Raw genomic sequence first — 16286 nt, 5'->3', positions numbered from 1 at the left:
TCCGAGACGTGGTCGTCGCCAGTGGGGGCGTCCGGCGGCTTGCGCTGGGAATGGCCGACATCGCCGAGGGCGGCATCACCGTCGTCTCGGGGCCGTCCGGCGCCGGAAAGTCCACGCTGTTGCGGTGTTGCAATCGGCTTGTGGTGCCGTCGTCCGGGACGGTCTCCTACCGGGGCATCGACGTTTCCGACTGGGAGGCCCGAGCGCTCCGACGCGACGTCGGCATGGTCTTCCAGCGGCCGATTCCGTTCCCCGGCACGGTTGCCGACAACCTGCGCGCCGCGGTCGCGCTGAGCGACGACGAGGTGTCGTCGCTTCTGAGATCAGTGGCACTCGAGCCGTCGATGGCCGAGCGTGAGGCCACCAGGCTGTCGGGAGGCGAGGCCCAGCGGATGTGCCTGGCCCGGACGCTCACCACCCGGCCGTCGGTCCTGCTCGCCGACGAGCCAACGTCGAGCCTCGACCCCGAGGCGACGGCCCACCTTGAGACGCTGGCGCTCAGCCTGGCCCAAGGCGGCACCACCCTGGTGTGGGTGACCCACGATCCCCAACAGGCCGAGCGGCTGGCCGACCACCACCTTCGACTCGGCCCGCCATGATCGCCCAATCCGGTGCCACCGAGCCGACGACGTGGGGTCTGGCAGCATCGGCGATCCTGGTGGCCCTTGCGCTGGCGGTATCGGCCTGGCGACGGCTCGGTGTGGAGCGGTCGCTGTTGTGGGCTGCGCTGCGCGCAGCGGGCCAGCTGGCGCTGATCGGCGGGGCGCTCACGCTGGTCGTCGGCGACGGCGCGCCGCTGGCGTGGAGTTGGTGCTGGTTGGTCGCCATGGTGCTCTTCGCTGCGATCACGGTTCGCCGACGTGCCCCCGAAGTGCCCGCAGCGTTCCCCCTGGCCCTTGTCGCCTTCTCGACCACGACGATCATCTCACTCGGTGTTCTCTTCGGTGCAGGGATCTTTCCGATGACGTCCCGCACCATCGTGCCGCTGGCCGGCATGGTGATCGGCAACTCGTTGTCTTCGACCGTCCTGGCCGCTCGTCGCACGATCGAGGAGCTTCGAGAACAACGTGACCGGGTCGAGGCACGGTTGGCGCTGGGCCTTTCGGGCCGCCAGGCCGTCCAGCCCCAGTTGCGAGCCGCGTCACGAACGGCCCTCATCCCCCAGATCGAGACGACCAAGTCGGTGGGGCTGGTCTTTTTGCCCGGGGCGATGGTCGGATTGATTCTGGCCGGAGTGGAGCCGGCGGCCGCGGTGAGGGTGCAGCTGGCGGTGATGTACCTCATCCTCGGTTCGGTGGCGGTGACGACGACCGTGATGGCGATCGGGTTGAGCACCCGGTTGATCACCGCCGACGATCGCCTGGTGGAACTCCCGCCGGCCGAGTGAGATCGTCAGCCGGCGACGTCGACGATGACCACCTCATCGTCGGTTGCGTAGGCCAGGCGCCGGTCGCCGAGCGACTGCACCCCGAACCGGCAATCGTCCGCCACCAGCGGTCCGGAGCCCCCTTGGGGGTTGTCTGCATCGACGAGCACCAGCTCGCCGGTGGCGTAGTAGCAGATGGCCAAGGTGCGGTCGTCGAGCACCGCCAGTCCGGAGGGCACCCGGGTGTCGGTCCAGGAGGCCACCTTCTCGGAACGGGCGGCGGTCAGGCGCAACAGCCGCTCAGGGTTATCACCCGGAGCGTTGTCGGCGACCCACACCGTGTTCTTCCCATCGGTCCCCAGCGCGAATGGGTTGTTGAGCCCCGTGGCGAACGGGCTGGCCTCACCCGAATCGTTGACGACGAGCAGCTTTCCGTTGGCGGTGTCGGGCAGCGGACTCGACTCGGGGTCGAGCAGGTCGCCGACCCCGACCACGAGCGTGTCCTGTTCGGCGGTATCGCCGCCCAGCACGGCCAGACGGCCACCGTTTGATCGCTCCGCAGCAACCGGCCCGTCCCAACGACGGGTGAGCTTCCCCGGGGAGCCGGCGACCTCGTCGATCACGAGGTGGCCGTCGGTGGCTGTGTAGGAGACGAGCAGGGTGCCCTCGGTGTCGATGGCGACATCGAGCAGTCCGCCCTGTTCCAGATCGGTGTCGAGGTCGTCGACGGTGAACAGCGCCTCGGCCTCACCCGAGTCCGGGTCGACCTTCGACACCCGTCCGCTGAGACGTTCGCCGACAAACAGTTGACCGTCTTCGTCAACGGCCAACGCCGTCGCCTCCTCGGCCGGAAACCGCGCCACGACCTGCGAGGCCAGCTCGGCCGGATCGCCAGACGGCTGAGGTCCGGAATCGGCCGTAGAATCCTCCGTCGAGGAGCAGCCCACGGCGAGGAGCACGAGGCCTGCCGCCCATCGGCCTGTGCGATGTCGGGCACCAGCGGCCACGGACCCCCGTCGGCTGGCCAACGTTCTCACTCCCCACTCCTCCGATGTTCCATCGATGCTCCCGGGCGGCCTTCTCGCCCACCAAGGCAACCTATCGGGCCGAGGCCCGGCACGGCATCGAGGGTGGCTCGCCGGGACCGATACCGTGGCATGGGTGTCACCGCCTACGCCGCTCCGCTTCACCGTCTCCCGACCCCTGGCAACCGGTGCCGCCGCCGTTGCGGCCTCGGGGTCGCTTCGGGTGCTGCCCGGACGGGTCCCGGGCGGTGCGGCGCGCTGGCAGCGCACCAACCACCGGGCCGAACCGGTCACCCTGCTCGGAGGCCCGGCGGCGGTCATCGGGCTGGCCTCCGGCGTGATGGTGGGGACGGTGATCGCAGGCGACGCTCCGGCGAGCGCAACGCCCGGGTTGGTCGCCGTCGTGGGGGCGGGCCTTGCCGGCGGTCTCGATGATCTGTTCGGCGTCACCGACACCAAGGGGATCGGGGGGCATCTCCGGGCATTGGCCCGTGGCGAGGTGACCACCGGGGCGGTCAAGATCGTCGCCATCGGCGCCGCCGGCCTGCTGGCCGCCACCCTGGGATCCCGTGGCCGATCCCACCCGCTGGTCGTGGCGGCGGACGGCGCACTGATCGCCGGTTCTGCCAACCTGATCAACCTCTTCGACCTCCGGCCGGGCCGGGCACTCAAGGTTTCACTCCTCGTCGCAACCGCTTTGGCGGCCGTCCCGGCGCAGCGTCAGCCAGGCCCCGAGTCCGGCGCGGTGATCGGCACGGCGCTCGGGCTGCTCGGCGACGATCTCGCCGAGCGGGCGATGCTGGGCGATACCGGAGCCAACGCACTCGGGGCGGCACTGGCGGTCGACGCGGTTCGTCGCTGGTCACCCAGGGCCCGCCACCTCGCGCTGGCCGGCGTGATCGCCACCACCCTGGCCAGCGAACGGGTCAGCTTCACCAAGCTGATCGCCGACACGCCCGTGCTCAACGCTCTCGACCAACTCGGCCGACGCAATGCACCATCGCTGGGGGGCACATCATGAACGACGAGCACGGCACGAACGAGGAGCAGGTCATCGACGAGGAGCAGGTCATCAGCGCAGCGAAAGCTCCTGCAGGCCTGGCGACGATCGCACTGCGCCCGGCCGTCGCGCTGCTCGTCGAGGGACCGGCCTCGATCGGTGAGCTCGTCGCCGCCAGCGGCATCTCGCGGCGGGGTATCGAGGCGCTGCTCGCAGGGTTGACGACCGCCGCCGGCGATGAAGAGGCCACCCCTGGCCTGAGCCTCGAGGACGACCGCTGGGAGCTCTCCGACCCGTTGCGGGCCGAGCTGATCGAAGGCTGGGCACTCGACGGGCCCTCGGAATCAGGAGCCTTCACCGACCCGGAACTGCACACCCGCCTTCAGGCCTGGTCGCTCGGGCTGGACGCACCGCGTCGGGATCTCGATCACCGCCCGGCCACCCACGACGGCGTAGCCGCCCGCCTCGACGTGCTCGACCGCCACCTCGATCTGCGGGGCGCCCACGTGCTCGTGCTGGGCGGACGCGACCTCGACGCCCTCGCGCTCGCCGCCGACGGCCGGGCTGAAGAGGTGGCCGTCGTCGACGTCGACGACTCCGTCCTCGCGACCCTCGGGTCGACCGGCCTGGACGGGCGCGGACCGCTGTTGCGGTGGTGTGACGTGCGGGTTGGTCTGCCCCGATCGCTGGCCGACTGGGCCGACCTGGTCATCGTCAACCCGCCCTTCACTCCGGAGGGCATGGCCGCGTTCCTCGCCGTCGCCACCGATGCGCTGGCGGGGCCCGACGGGCGGGTGGCGGTGACCTACGGTTTCGGCGAGACCCGTGCGACCCTCGGCTGGCAGGTGCAGCGCGAGATGATGCGCGCCGCCTTCGCCATCTCGGCCATGTGGCCCGACGTCGTCACCTACGCAGGTGCCGAAGCGATCGGCGGCCGCGCCGACCTGTATCTGCTCGCACCGACCGGCCGCGAGGGCACCCAGGGCGAGGCGGCCGAAAACCTCTACTCCCAGGGTCCGGCCGCTGCTCGTTCGGCGATCGAGGCCGACTCGGCGCCGCTGAGCGCCGCCACCGAGGAGGCCGGGCCGGACGCCCAGGTGATCGGGGTCCGGCGCTTGATCGGTGGCGACCAGGCGCCCAAGCTGCGCAGCGGAGCGGTCCCGGTCGTCGACCTGCGCGGCGATCCGGGGGCATGGTTGCCCCGAGCCCTCCTGGCGCTGGCGGCGCCCTCTGCGGTGCTCGTGTGCGACGTCGACACAGCCGACCGCAGCGCCGATCCCGAGCAGCGGGATACGACCGGAGGTCGCGGCTGGGTCGAGGCCCACCTGTCGAGGTGGTGGCGCCTCGAACCGGCCCAGCGGGCGGTAGCGGGGGCCGACCTGCTGGTCGCCCGCCGAATCGACGACGAGGCCCCGGCCTCACCTGCCGGCCCGCCGCTGGTCGGACGCGGCCATGCCAACCCCCGCAACGTGATCGCCGAGTGGCTGACCCGGTCATCGGAGATCGATCCCCCACCCACGCGTCGCCAGGCCCGGGCCGCAGCGAGCGACCACCTCGCCTCGCTCGGTACGACGGTGCGTCCCGGTGACTCGCTGCTCGACCTTCCCCTCGATCGGATCGCAGCGCTGCTCACCGACCCGGCACCGGCGTCGAGCTGACACCACAGGGTCCGGCGGACCCGTTGGGACTCAGGGGAGGCGGTCGAGCGCAGCGGTCAGGTCGGCGACCAGGTCGGCCGCATCCTCGATGCCCACCGAACAGCGCACCAGCGAGGCGGGCACCTCGAGGGGCGAACCGGCTGCGGACGCGTGCGTCATCCGACCCGGATGTTCGATCAGGCTCTCGACTGCGCCGAGCGACTCGGCCAGCGTGAACAGCTCGGTGTGGCTGACCACCTCGAGCGCCGCCGCCTCGCCGCCTCGACACTCGAAGCTCACCATGCCGCCGAACCCGGACATCTGCCGGGCGGCCACCCGGTGGGTCGGGTGGCTCTTCAACCCCGGGTAGCGCACGCGCTCAACCTGCGGGTGGGCCTGGAGCGCCTCGGCGATCACCGCGGCGTTGGCGCTGTGCCGCTCCATGCGGACGTCCAGGGTCTTGAGGCCCCGCAGCACCAGATAGCAGTCGAAGGGCGACGGCACCGCGCCGACGGCGTTCTGCAGGTAGCGCAGCCGCTGGGCCAGCTCCTCATCGGAGGTGGCGACGATGCCACCGACCACGTCGGAGTGGCCACCCAGGTACTTGGTGGCGGAGTGCACGACGACGTCGGCGCCGTGCTCCAAAGGACGCTGGAGCGCCGGGGTGGCGAAGGTGTTGTCGACCACCAGGATCGCCCCGTGGGCGTGGGCCACCTCGGCGATCGCCGTGATGTCCAGGCAGGTGAGCAGCGGGTTGGTCGGCGTCTCGAGCCACACCATCGTCGCATCGTCGGGCCAGTTGGCCTCCAGCTTGCCCGGGTCGGTCAGGTCGAAGGCCAGGTGATCGCGGCCTTCGAGGGCATGGACCGCCGAGATCAGCCGGTACGTGCCGCCGTAGGCGTCGTCGCCGAGCACGATCCTGCTGCCGGGCGCAACCAGCCGGAGCAGTGCGTCCTCGGCCGACAGCCCCGAGGCGAAGGCCACCGCATCGGTGCCTCCCTCCAGGCTGGCCAGGCAGGCCTCGTAGGCGGCCCGGGTCGGGTTGCCCGTGCGGCCGTACTCGAAGCCGCCCATCAGCTGGCCCACCTCGGGCTGGGCGAAGGTGGTGGCCAGGCTGATCGGGGTGACGACGGCGCCGGTGATCGGATCGTGGGGCTGGCCGGCGTGGATCGCCCGGGTGGCGAAACCGTGGGCTTTCCCGGGTTGGGCGTCAGTCGACATGGCGATCTCCTCCTGGGTCATCCCCAAACTCAAGAAACCCCAGCACGTCGCTGCGGGTCAGGATGCAACAGGGCCGGCCACCGCCCAGCACGAGGAGGGCGGTAGCGGTGCGGAGCTGCTCGATCGCCAAATTGACCTCCTGGCCGATCCCGATCGTCGGCAGGCTGGGGCCCAGCACCGACTCGACCGGCAGGTCCAGGGTGGCCCGATCACCAGCGGCGGCCCGCATCAGCACCAGCTCGTCGACGGAGCCCATCACCTCTGCGGCGGCGAAGGGCGGCGTGTTCTTGCACACCGGCAGTTGGCTGATGCCGTTGGAGCGCATCACGTCGATCGCCTCCCGCACCGGCTGCTCGGGGTTGACGTACAACAGGTCGCGTGGCCCGCCCGAGCGCTCGATGGCGTCTGCAAGCGTCGGCCCGGAGGACGTCGTGAACCCGAAGTTGGCCATCCAGTCGTCGTTGAACACCTTGGACAGGTAGCCACGCCCAGAGTCGGGGTTGAGGACGACGACCAGGTCGTCGGGCCCGGCCGCGGCGGCCACCTGTAGCGCAGCGGCCACCGCCATGCCGCCCGAGCCGCCGACGAGGATGCCCTCGGTGCGGGCCACCCGCCGAGCCATCGAGAAGCTGTCCGCGTCGGACACGGCGATGATGCCGTCGTACAGGTCGGTGTTCCAGGCGTCGGGGAAGAAGTCCTCGCCGACCCCTTCGACCAGGTAGGGCCGCCCGGAGCCACCGGAGAACACCGAACCTTCGGGGTCGGCTGCGATGATCTGAATCTCGGGGTTCTGCGCCTTGAGGTACGTCGCCACGCCGGTGATCGTGCCGCAGGTGCCGGCGCCGGCGACGAAGTGGGTGATGCGTCCCTCGGTCTGTGCCCACAGTTCGGGGCCGGTCGAGGCGGTGTGGGCGGCCGGGTTGGACGGGTTGGCGTACTGGTTGGGCCGATAGGCGTTGGGGGTCTCCTCGACCAGCCGCTCGGCCACCGAGTAGTAGCTCTCGGGGTCCTCGGGTGCCACCGCCACCGGGCACACGACCACCTCCGCCCCGTAGGAGCGGAGCAGGTCGACCTTCTCGGGAGCCACCTTGTCGGTCATGACGAAGATGCAATCGTAGCCCCGTTGGGCAGCGACGATCGCCAGGCCAACGCCGGTGTTGCCACTGGTCGGTTCGACGATCGTGCCACCGGGAACCAGCTCGCCGGCGGCCTCGGCGTCGAGGATCATCTGCAGCGCCGGACGGTCCTTGGTCGAACCGCCAGGATTGGTGGTCTCCATCTTCATCGCCAGCGTGGCGACCAGGCCTTCCTGCTCGGACAGGCGACCAAGGCGGACCAGCGGGGTGTTGCCAAACAGGTCGAGGACCGAAGGGGCGATACCCGCCGGCAGGCCGCCGTGCCCGGTCGCTTCAATGGGCTCGGTCGGGCTCACGCAAGATCCTCGGTCATCGGGCACAGCCTGCCACCTCGGGCTCGATCCGACCCACCCCGTTGCGAGAACGACTGTTGCTTCAGAAACGCAGGCTGATAGCGACGATGACAAACATCAGCGCGGAGAGACCAAGGAAAACCGCTCCCAGCGTGGCCACACCGACCAGCGACCGATCGATATCCTCGGCCGAGGCGCCCGACACGTTGAGCTCCGAACCCGCCGCACTGGTCTTGCCCTCCTTGGTTGAGCGGGTCACGCTCACCTTGTCGAAGGCGTCAGACGTGACCGAACGCAACGGACTGGCCATCAGGATCGCACCGATCGCAACGGTGAGCAGCATTCCTACCAGGAGACTCCGTCGGATCGTCACGGCATGTCGCTCCAGCTGCTCGTACGTCGTACGGCTTGACCATAGCTCACCGTGGGACGCCAAGGCAAGCGCGTGCAGGGCCTCGCGCCGGCGCCGTCGCCGGATCCGCACTGGGTGACCAAACCACCGCTCCGCGGGCGGGAGATCTGCTCACCGGCAGGCCATGCGGGCGATCGCCGGAGCCGGGTCGTTCCGGGCACCCTTGCGCCACGAGTCCAGATAGGGCTGAGGGGCGAGTTTGCCCCTGCGATTCTGCCAGCCGGTGAGGCAAGCGGGCGACAGCCCGAAGTGGAGGTGGCAGCCGGTGCCCTTGGCGTTGCCGGTGTCGCCCACCGATCCCACCCGTTGCCCACGGCTCACTCGCTGGCCCACCGACACCTGCACCTTCGACAGGTGGCTGCCGTAGTAGCGCACGCCCCGGAAGTCGACGAGCGACACCAGCAGCCCGCTGCGCAGCGCAGGATCGTCGGTGGCCCGTCTCCACCGGTCCCGTGTCTCGACCTCCTCGACCACGGCATCGGTGGGGGCCACCACCGCCGTGCCGCAGGGGGCGAACATGTCCGCCGCCGGGTAGTGGTGGTGGGTGCGGGCATAACGGGTGGCCGACGACTTCACCGGGAAGGCGAACGCCCGAGGGGGCGTGGTCGCGCATCCGCCGGCCAGCAGCCCGACGGCGCTGAGTGAAATGGCCCACACCGCCAGGGCGCTCCCACCGCGGCGGGAATGCCCGAGCACTCGACTTTGACGAGGTCGCACCCGCAGGATGCTACCGCTTGCGGGAGTTGAGCAGCTGGGTAACCACCTTGCCGTCGGCCTGACCCTTGGTCGCCCGCATCACCTGACCGACGAAGAAGCCGGTCACCTTCTGATCGCCTTCGCAAAAGCGGGACCACTCGGCGGGGTTGGCCTCGATCAGCCCGTCGACGATGCCCTCCAGTTCGGAGGTGTCCATCGCCTCGAACCCGGCCGCAGCAGCAACCTCGGCCGGGTCGCCGCCCTCGGCGACCAGCGTGGCCAGCACCGTCTTGGCCTGGGTGGCCGACAGCTTGCCTTCGACCTCCAGGTTGACCAGCTTGGCAAACGCAGCCGGGTCCAGCTCGGCCGAACGCTCGTCCGAGAGGTTGTGCTCGGCGCGGGTGAGGGCACGCGCCGGGTCGGCCCCGGCGTCGATCGCAGCGAGCACCAGATCGTCCAGGCCGCGCTCGACGACGATGGCGATCCCTTCGGCGTCGCCTCCCGTCGCCTCACCCAGGCGAGCGCGCCGAGCGGCGGGCAGGACGGGCAGCGCTGCGCGCACCCGCTCGATCCACTCATCGCCCGGGTCGCACGGCACCAGGTCGGGGTCGGCGAAGTAGCGGTAGTCGTCCGCCTCCTCCTTGACCCGCAGCGTGTGGGTGCGGCCGTCGTTTTCGTTCCAGTGACGGGTCTCCTGACGGACGGTGCCGCCGCCCTCGATCAGATCGACCTGGCGGGCGGCCTCGTAGTCGACCGCCCGGCCCAACGAGCGCAGCGAGTTGACGTTTTTGATCTCGCAGCGGGTGCCGAGCGTGTCGGAACCCTGGGGGCGGACCGACACGTTGCAGTCCACCCGCATCGAGCCCTCCTCCATCTTGCCGTCGGAGGCCCCGACCGCCACCAGGATCGAGCGAAGCTCGGACACATAGGCCCGGGCCTGATCGGCGTCGCGGATGTCGGGGCGGCTGACGATCTCGAGCAGCGGCACGCCGGCGCGGTTGTAGTCGACCAGCGACGACGAGGCGCCCTGAAGTCGGCCGGTGTCGCCGGCGTGGGTCGACTTGCCGGTGTCCTCCTCCAGGTGGGCCCGCTCGATACCCACGATCTTGCCGGTCGGCAGCTCCAGCCAGCCGTCGATGTCGATCGGCAGGTCGAACTGGCTGATCTGGTAGTCCTTGGGCAGGTCCGGGTAGAAGTAGTTTTTGCGGGCGAACACCGAACGCTGCACGGTGCAGTTGAGCGCCAGGCCGACCCGGATCGCCAGCTCCACCGCCTGCTCGTTGAGCACCGGCAGGCTGCCGGGCAGCCCGAGGGTGAGCGGGTCGATGTTCGTGTTGGGCTCGGCACCGAACAGCTGGGGCGCAGCGGAGAACAACTTGGTGGCCGTCGCCAGCTCGGCGTGCACCTCGAGGCCGATGACGATCTCCCACGTGGACAGGTCCACCGTGGTGCTCGACGGACGCGGCGGCCGCACGGAACATGGCGGTCTCCCCCAGCGTCGGACCCAGCACCTGCACGCCGATGGGCAGCCCGGCACCGTTGGCGCCGAACGGGACCGACACGGCAGGGTGCCCCGCCAGATTGGCCGGGATGGTGCAGATGTCGCTCAGATACATCGTGAGCGGATCGTCCATCTTCTCGCCCAGGCGCCAGGCCGGCGTCGGCGAGGTGGGACACATCAGCAGGTCGTGGTTTTGATACACCGCGTCGAAGTCGGCCCGCACCTTGGTGCGCACCTTCTGGGCGGTAGCGTAAAAGGCGTCGTAGTAGCCGGCCGAGAGGGCGTAGGTGCCCAACATGATGCGCCGCTTCACCTCGTCGCCGAAGCCCTGGGTTCGGGTGGCGGTCATCATGTCGGTGACGTTGGCCGCCTCCACCCGGTTGCCGTAGCGCACGCCGTCGTAGCGGGACAGGTTGGAGGACGCCTCGGCCGTCGCCACCATGTAATACGCCGACAGGCACGTCGTGATCGACGGGACCGACACCTCCTCCACCGTGGCACCGGCGGCCTCCAGCGCCTCGGCGGCGGAGCGGATGCGGGCGACCACCTCGGGGGCGATGCCCTCGCCCATCAGCTCGGCGATGATGCCGACCCGCAGGCCGTCGACGCCGTCGTCCAGGTGGGCGCTCACCTCGGGGGCGGGCAGCTTCAGCGACGTCGAGTCGCCCGGGTCGTGCCCGCAGATCACCTCGAGCAACAGCGCGGCGTCGGCGACGTTGGCGGCGAACGGACCGATCTGGTCGAGTGATGAGCCGTAGGCGACCAGGCCGAGGCGAGAGACGGTGCCATAGGTGGACTTCACGCCCACCACCCCGCACAGCGAGGCGGGCTGGCGGATCGAACCGCCGGTGTCCGATCCGAGCGCCAGGGGCACCATGCCCGAGGCCACCGCAGCGGCCGAACCGCCCGAGGAACCACCGGGAACCCGCTCGCGATCGTGGGGGTTGCGGGTGGGGCCGAACGCCGAGTTCTCGGTGGACGAGCCCATGGCGAACTCGTCGAGGTTGGTCTTGCCGACGCTGATCGCGCCGGCGGCGCGCAGGCGCTGCACCACGGTGGCGTCATAGGGCGGCACCCAGCCGGCCAGGATCCTGCTGGCGCAGCTGGTGGGCACGCCGCGGGTGACCAGGTTGTCCTTCAGCGCGATGGGCACGCCGGCCAGGGGGCCGGGGTCATCGCCGGCCGCCACCTGGGCATCGACTGCGTCGGCGGCGGCCCGCGCTTCGTCGGCGGTGACGCACAGGAAGGCGTTGAGGTCGGCGTTGGCCTCGTCGATGGCGGCGAGCGACTCGTCGACCACGTCGCGTGCGGAGCGCTCGCCGGACCTGACCGCCGCCGCGGTCCCGAGTGCGGTGCGGGCGCTCATGCCCCCTCCCCCAGGATGGAGGTGACCTTGAACTTGCCGTCCTCCGACGCAGGTGCCGACGCCAAAACCTCGTCGCGGTCGAGCGTGTCACCGGGGACGTCGGCTCGCAGCACGTTCTCCATCGGCACCGGGGTACCCAACGGCTCGACCCCGTCCAGGTCGATCGCCGACAGGTCGGCGGCATGGTCGAGGATGTCGGCCAACTGGCCGGTGAAGGTGTCCAGCTCGGCCGGCGTCAGCTCCAAGCGTGCCAAGGCGGCCACTTTGGCCACGTCATCGGTTGTGATGGGCGGTGATCCGTCATCGGTGGTCACAGGGTGGGCTCCTTGATGCATTTCCACGAACTTCGGCGTGCGGATGGCGTCGGCCCGCTGGTCCGGGGCGGTCGTCGATCAGGCAGCGATGGTACCGAGGACCGGACCCAGGCCGGGAATGGGCGGGTCGGCCGGTCGTACGTCCCATCAATCGGTCAAGGACCTACGGATGTCTTTCAACACGGCGATGAGGTGCAGATCGTCGGTCGGCGAGCGCTCCGGGACGCCTTAGCTGGTCGGCGCAGGTTCAGGACAGCAACTGCGTATAGCCGGGGACGTCGTGGGGCGGCGTGGTGAGGTACACCTTGGCCTCCGGATTGCCGGAGAACTTGCCGTGGCTCCAGCGCAACTCAACCCGACCTTCGACGGCGCGCCGATCCTCCGCCGGCTCGAAGGGCAGAGCCTCCAGGGACGGAACCCCCGAGGCCGGCCGTTCATCGTCGATTGCGTCCGAACGCACGCGCACCTCCGCCCGCCAACCGACGACCGCCTGGCCGGCCGGTTCGGCGAACACCACAAAGGACTCAAGGGCATAGCGGCGACGGAAGTCCCACGGGGTGTCCACCCGGTAGCGCAGCGGCTCGCCCGAGCGGCTCTGGCCAAGCACGAAATAGGGCGCCGATTGCAGCCGCAACAACCGCCAGACCATCTCCTCACGCTGAGCCGGCACGGCGAGCGCACCCTGCCAACGCTTGGCCGTCGCCTCCGCCACCTCGCCGACGAAGGACCAATACTCCTGCGCCAGATCGTCGGGCCAGGTTCCCTTGGGTAGGGCCCGGCGCAGTGACGTGCGCTGATCTCGATCGAGTTGGGTCACCTCTGGCGGAAGATCCAAGCCAGACCAGGCCACCGTTCGGCGGTACAGGTCGCCATATGCCTCGGGGGCGACCTCGGTGAACCAGTCGACCGTCGTGGGGCTGCGCTTCTGGGCCAGGTGGCGGTCGATCAGATGGGCAGGGCTGACGTTATGGAGGATGTCCGAACCGTATTTACAGCTCACCAGATAGACGTGGTCGATGCGCAGGTCGGCCGGCACGGTCTCGAACCCCGGCGGCTTGTGGGGTCCCTTCCACTCGACCCGATGAGGCACCCGGCCCCGCAGGCCCTCGGTGGCGGCGAGGAAGGTGGCACCGTTGGTAAACGCCACCCGAGCGAGGGGTCCCAGCACGGGATCGTCGAGGTGATCACCCACCCGGCCGAGCACGGCAGGGTCCACCCCGACCAGCGCCCGGGGCGCAGCGGCGACGGCGTGATGAACGTCGGCAAAGCCGAGCGTGCCCAGGCCGGTGACGATCTCGGTCAGCTCGGTCCGCAGGTCGGCCACCAGCGGAGGCTAACGGTGTCCCATCCGAGGCGGTCCGTCCGGTAGTAGCGTTGCCCGGGTGACCCTCTACCTCGTCCGTCACGGCAGGGCCGGGAAGCGCGACGACGGTGATCCGTTGGACACGCAGCGGCATTTGGACAACAAGGGCCGCCGTCAGGCGATCTGGCTGGCCGACCGACTGATCGACCAGCCCATCGACGCCGTGTGGTCGAGCCCCCTACCCCGCTGCAACCAGACGGTCGAGCCTCTTGCTGTGACCGCCGGGCTGGATGTCGAGCTGTTCGATGGACTGGCCGAAGGGACCGACATCGACACCTCCTGGGCGGTGATCGCCCAAGGGCTCGAACACAACGGAGACGTCCTGATGTGCAGCCACGGCGACGTCATTCCCGACCTGGTGCGCCGCGCCCAGGGGCGGGGCATGATCGTGCCGGGTCGAGCTGGGTTCACCAAAGGGTCGCTCTGGACCTTCACCGTCGACGACGGTCGCATCGTGCGGGGCGACTGGGAAGCGCCACCGCCCAAATCAGCGCTGCCCGGCTAGCCCACGGCTAGCCCCCGTCTGGGTTCGAACCGCCGGCGGTGGTCGGTGACGGGCCGCTTTCGGGCTGCGTTGTCGAGGTCGGGCTGGGACCGGCGTCAAGGCGTCCTTCGGCCACCTGACGGATCGCGTCGGCGGTGACCTCAGGCGGCAACAGACCGCTCGGCCGCTCCCCCACCTCGTCGAAGCGGTCCAACAACTTGATGGCAAGCTCGGGCCGGTCCTGGGCGTTGGCGATGCCCGCCGACAACAACAGCGCCGTCGGCTCTTCGGGGTCGATCTTCAGGGCGGCGTTGAGGCGCTGCACCGCCCGGTCGTAGAAGACGCCCTGGCCGAGCGCAGTGAACACCAACCCCTGGGTGGTGAGAGCGACGACGTCGTCGGGGTTGGCCTCGATCAGGTCGTCGAAGCACTTCAAGCCGTCGGTGAGGCCCAAGGCGCTCTCAAGGTCGGGCAGGTCCTGGCCGGGGGTCGTTGTCGTCGCCGCTGCCGAGGCGGCATCATCCACGGTTTTCCAGCAGCGCCGAACGTTGTCGGGAAGGTTGGCCTCGGCCACCGCCGACTCCAGGTTCTGGTCCCGCAGGATGGTCACCATGCCCGGGGGCGGGTCGGAGGCCCAGAAGGCATCGAGTTCGTCCTGGGCGGCCTCGGGGTCGCCGGAGCGCAGCGCCACCGAGGCCCGGAACACCCGCACATCGGGATAGCTCGGGTCGACCTTCACCACCCGGTCGAACCGGTCGGTTGCCTCGTCGGTCCGGCCGGCCCGGGCCAGGGCCCACCCGCTGTAGGTGAGGGCCTCGATGTCGTCGGGCCGTTCCTCGACCAGCTGCTCGTAGCAGTCGATCTCGGCGCCGGAGTCGGCTCGCAGCGTGCGACATGCATCGAGGCGTTCGGAGAAGCCGGTGGCCCCCGAGATCGCCCCGCCCGGAGCTCGGGTGCCGGCCGACTGGGCGACGAGAACGCCGCCGACGACCGCCACGATCACCAGCGTGGCGACGACCGCCAGGTTGCCGCGCCGACGCCAGAGGGGGACCTCCGCGCGTTGGGTTCCATCCTCATCGGTGCCGGTGGACGCCTCGGATCGACGCGACCGTTGAGCCGGCCGGGCGGGCGCGTCGAGGCGACGCAGCACGGCGGCCAGGCGCAGCGTGAGGTCGTCGCGAACAGCGTCGGCCTCCTCGGCGTCGAGGTCGCCGGCGGCAGCGTCCTCGTCGAGGCGGAGCAGCGTGGCGAGCAACTCGTCGCGCTCGGCTTCGTCGGCGCGATGCGCAGCGCTGTCGCCCCGGGAGTGCTCGGGCCGCTCGGTACCGGACGGGCCGGTCCCGGGATCCCCAGCATCAGTAGGTCCAGCATCAGTAGGTCCAGCATCGGATGACCCAGCAGCGGTCGGCCCAGCGTCGGAGGGTTCATCCATGGGGCTCACCCCCCGCAAGAAAGTCCTGGAGCGCAGCCTCCACCAGACGACGATCCTCGGCGCTCGGGCGGCTGGCGCTTGTCTGACGGCGCTGACGGACGGTCAACACCGCGCCGGCGATCGCAACCGCAACGACGACGATCGGCAAAATCCACACCAGCGAGTTCACCCCGGATGCCGACGGGTTCAACAAAACGTCGTCATAGCGGGACGAGAAGTAGCCGAGGATCTCCTCGTCGGTGTCGCCATCGTCGACCCGCGTGCGGATGTCCTCACGGGCGTTGACGGCGAAGTCACTCTGCGACCCGGCGACCGATTCGCCCACGCAGGTGACGCACTTGATCTGGCCGGCGAGCGCCTGCACGCGATCCTCGCCCTCCGTCGGCCGGCGCCCGAACGCGCCGATCACCAGCGCCACAGCGACGACGAGGCCGAGGAGGCCCCAGGCGATCGGCCGCCACTTCCGCGCCGGCGTGCGCACCTCAGCCATCGTTGCCGACCTGAGCGCTCGCCCCGCTGGCCGCCGCGATCAACCGATCGATGTCGTCGGCCTTCACTCCGCCGGCGACCTTGGCGACGATCACGCCGCTCGGCGCCACCACGTAGCTCTCCGGCAACTTGACCACCCCGTAGTCGAGGGCGATCGATGAGGTGTCGCCGACCGCCACCGGCCAGTCGCCCCCGTTCTCGGCGAAAAAGGCCTTGAGATCGGCAGGCTCGTCCTGGAAGGCCACCGAGATCACATGGGCGTCACCGGGCCCGGCGTGCTGCTCGGAGAACCGCACCAGCTCGGGATGCTCGACCTGACAGGGCACGCACCAGGTGGCGAAAAAGTTCACCAGTACCCAGCTACCCCGGTAGTCGCGCAGGTCGACCGTGTCGCCGTCGAGCGTGTCGGCGACGAGGGGCGGCGCTTCGGCCCCGACCAGCGGCGAGCTGGCCGATTCCTTGGGGTCGTCGCTGCGCGTGGTCGCCACGATCAACACGCCGAACAGCAGCGCCATCACTCCCGCGACACCCAGCGCCACCCGGCGCACGTT

Annotated in this window: 16 protein-coding genes and 1 pseudogene; 5 read left to right on the top strand and 12 right to left on the bottom strand. The window is 70.1% G+C overall.

Annotated elements, in window-relative coordinates:
• The first annotated feature begins 50 nt into the window (after positions 1-50).
• Together IPN02_14040 and fetB are read left to right on the top strand one after the other, a co-directional pair.
• Positions 51-599 carry a phosphate ABC transporter ATP-binding protein gene (locus IPN02_14040; GenBank protein MBK9297923.1) on the top strand — a complete coding sequence of 183 codons (549 nt, stop codon included), beginning with the start codon at positions 51-53 and terminating at the stop codon, positions 597-599.
• Positions 596-1387, top strand: a complete 792-nt coding sequence (fetB, locus tag IPN02_14035; GenBank protein ID MBK9297922.1) for an iron export ABC transporter permease subunit FetB — start codon at positions 596-598, stop codon at positions 1385-1387. Before IPN02_14040 ends, fetB begins: the two co-directional genes overlap by 4 nt.
• 5 nt (positions 1388-1392) lie before the next feature.
• On the opposite strand, the gene IPN02_14030 is transcribed toward fetB, so the two are convergent.
• The gene (locus IPN02_14030) at positions 1393-2229 is read right to left on the bottom strand and encodes a PQQ-dependent sugar dehydrogenase (protein MBK9297921.1); all 837 of its coding nucleotides are present in this window, start codon (positions 2227-2229) and stop codon (positions 1393-1395) included.
• Between the two features lie 340 nt (positions 2230-2569).
• On the opposite strand from IPN02_14030, the gene IPN02_14025 reads away from it, so the two are divergent.
• Together IPN02_14025 and IPN02_14020 are read left to right on the top strand one after the other, a co-directional pair.
• Positions 2570-3412 carry a hypothetical protein gene (locus tag IPN02_14025; GenBank protein ID MBK9297920.1) on the top strand — a complete coding sequence of 281 codons (843 nt, stop codon included), beginning with the start codon at positions 2570-2572 and terminating at the stop codon, positions 3410-3412.
• Positions 3409-5049, top strand: a complete 1641-nt coding sequence (locus IPN02_14020) for a bis-aminopropyl spermidine synthase family protein (GenBank protein MBK9297919.1) — start codon at positions 3409-3411, stop codon at positions 5047-5049. The genes IPN02_14025 and IPN02_14020 overlap by 4 nt, the downstream gene beginning before the upstream one ends.
• A 30-nt stretch (positions 5050-5079) precedes the next feature.
• On the opposite strand, the gene IPN02_14015 is transcribed toward IPN02_14020, so the two are convergent.
• The 8 genes and pseudogenes from IPN02_14015 to IPN02_13980 form a co-directional block, all read right to left on the bottom strand.
• The gene (locus tag IPN02_14015; protein MBK9297918.1) at positions 5080-6249 is read right to left on the bottom strand and encodes a cystathionine gamma-synthase; all 1170 of its coding nucleotides are present in this window, start codon (positions 6247-6249) and stop codon (positions 5080-5082) included.
• Positions 6239-7627 carry a cystathionine beta-synthase gene (locus IPN02_14010; protein MBK9297917.1) on the bottom strand — a complete coding sequence of 463 codons (1389 nt, stop codon included), beginning with the start codon at positions 7625-7627 and terminating at the stop codon, positions 6239-6241. Before IPN02_14010 ends, IPN02_14015 begins: the two co-directional genes overlap by 11 nt.
• A 133-nt stretch (positions 7628-7760) precedes the next feature.
• The gene (locus IPN02_14005; GenBank protein ID MBK9297916.1) at positions 7761-8021 is read right to left on the bottom strand and encodes a hypothetical protein; all 261 of its coding nucleotides are present in this window, start codon (positions 8019-8021) and stop codon (positions 7761-7763) included.
• Between the two features lie 180 nt (positions 8022-8201).
• Positions 8202-8807 (bottom strand): M23 family metallopeptidase, encoded by a 606-nt coding sequence (locus IPN02_14000; GenBank protein MBK9297915.1) that lies wholly within the window; start codon positions 8805-8807, stop codon positions 8202-8204.
• 10 nt (positions 8808-8817) lie between these two features.
• Positions 8818-10260 (bottom strand): Asp-tRNA(Asn)/Glu-tRNA(Gln) amidotransferase subunit GatB, encoded by a 1443-nt coding sequence (gene gatB / locus IPN02_13995; GenBank protein MBK9297914.1) that lies wholly within the window; start codon positions 10258-10260, stop codon positions 8818-8820.
• A pseudogene (gene gatA / locus IPN02_13990) lies at positions 10235-11653 on the bottom strand (Asp-tRNA(Asn)/Glu-tRNA(Gln) amidotransferase subunit GatA). The gene gatB and the pseudogene gatA overlap by 26 nt, the downstream one beginning before the upstream one ends.
• The gene (gatC, locus tag IPN02_13985; protein ID MBK9297913.1) at positions 11650-11988 is read right to left on the bottom strand and encodes an Asp-tRNA(Asn)/Glu-tRNA(Gln) amidotransferase subunit GatC; all 339 of its coding nucleotides are present in this window, start codon (positions 11986-11988) and stop codon (positions 11650-11652) included. Before gatC ends, gatA begins: the two are co-directional and overlap by 4 nt.
• Positions 11989-12214: 226 nt before the next feature.
• Positions 12215-13291 carry a hypothetical protein gene (locus IPN02_13980; protein ID MBK9297912.1) on the bottom strand — a complete coding sequence of 359 codons (1077 nt, stop codon included), beginning with the start codon at positions 13289-13291 and terminating at the stop codon, positions 12215-12217.
• 58 nt (positions 13292-13349) lie between these two features.
• Here IPN02_13980 and IPN02_13975 point away from each other — a divergent pair, with 58 nt between their 5' ends.
• Positions 13350-13835 (top strand): histidine phosphatase family protein, encoded by a 486-nt coding sequence (locus IPN02_13975; GenBank protein MBK9297911.1) that lies wholly within the window; start codon positions 13350-13352, stop codon positions 13833-13835.
• 7 nt (positions 13836-13842) lie between these two features.
• Here the strand turns inward: IPN02_13975 and IPN02_13970 are convergent, their stop codons facing one another.
• Genes IPN02_13970 through IPN02_13960 form a run of 3 tightly spaced genes read right to left on the bottom strand, consistent with a single transcriptional unit; the run spans position 13843 to position 16274 of the window.
• Positions 13843-15246 (bottom strand): tetratricopeptide repeat protein, encoded by a 1404-nt coding sequence (locus IPN02_13970; protein ID MBK9297910.1) that lies wholly within the window; start codon positions 15244-15246, stop codon positions 13843-13845.
• Complete coding sequence (locus tag IPN02_13965) at positions 15239-15736, bottom strand: cytochrome c-type biogenesis protein CcmH (GenBank protein MBK9297909.1); 498 nt, start codon at positions 15734-15736, stop codon at positions 15239-15241. Before IPN02_13965 ends, IPN02_13970 begins: the two co-directional genes overlap by 8 nt.
• Positions 15729-16274 (bottom strand): TlpA family protein disulfide reductase, encoded by a 546-nt coding sequence (locus IPN02_13960; GenBank protein ID MBK9297908.1) that lies wholly within the window; start codon positions 16272-16274, stop codon positions 15729-15731. Before IPN02_13960 ends, IPN02_13965 begins: the two co-directional genes overlap by 8 nt.
• Between the last annotated feature and the right edge of the window lie 12 nt (positions 16275-16286).

Origin of the sequence: Candidatus Microthrix subdominans (assembly GCA_016719385.1) — a bacterium.
Classification (GTDB): Bacteria; Actinomycetota; Acidimicrobiia; order Acidimicrobiales; family Microtrichaceae; genus Microthrix; species Microthrix subdominans.
The sequence above is the reverse complement of the archived record's forward strand: the minus strand, read 5'-3'. Positions and strand labels throughout refer to the sequence as shown.

Coding starts and splice junctions, on each gene's coding strand:
- IPN02_14040 (MBK9297923.1), top strand. CDS start 51: ATGGCCGACATCGCCGAGGGCGGCATCACCGTCGTCTCGGGGCCGTCC.
- fetB (MBK9297922.1), top strand. CDS start 596: ATGATCGCCCAATCCGGTGCCACCGAGCCGACGACGTGGGGTCTGGCA.
- IPN02_14020 (MBK9297919.1), top strand. CDS start 3,409: ATGAACGACGAGCACGGCACGAACGAGGAGCAGGTCATCGACGAGGAG.
- IPN02_14015 (MBK9297918.1), bottom strand. CDS start 6,249: ATGTCGACTGACGCCCAACCCGGGAAAGCCCACGGTTTCGCCACCCGG.
- IPN02_14005 (MBK9297916.1), bottom strand. CDS start 8,021: ATGCTGCTCACCGTTGCGATCGGTGCGATCCTGATGGCCAGTCCGTTG.
- gatC (MBK9297913.1), bottom strand. CDS start 11,988: ATGCATCAAGGAGCCCACCCTGTGACCACCGATGACGGATCACCGCCC.
- IPN02_13970 (MBK9297910.1), bottom strand. CDS start 15,246: ATGGATGAACCCTCCGACGCTGGGCCGACCGCTGCTGGGTCATCCGAT.
- IPN02_13965 (MBK9297909.1), bottom strand. CDS start 15,736: ATGGCTGAGGTGCGCACGCCGGCGCGGAAGTGGCGGCCGATCGCCTGG.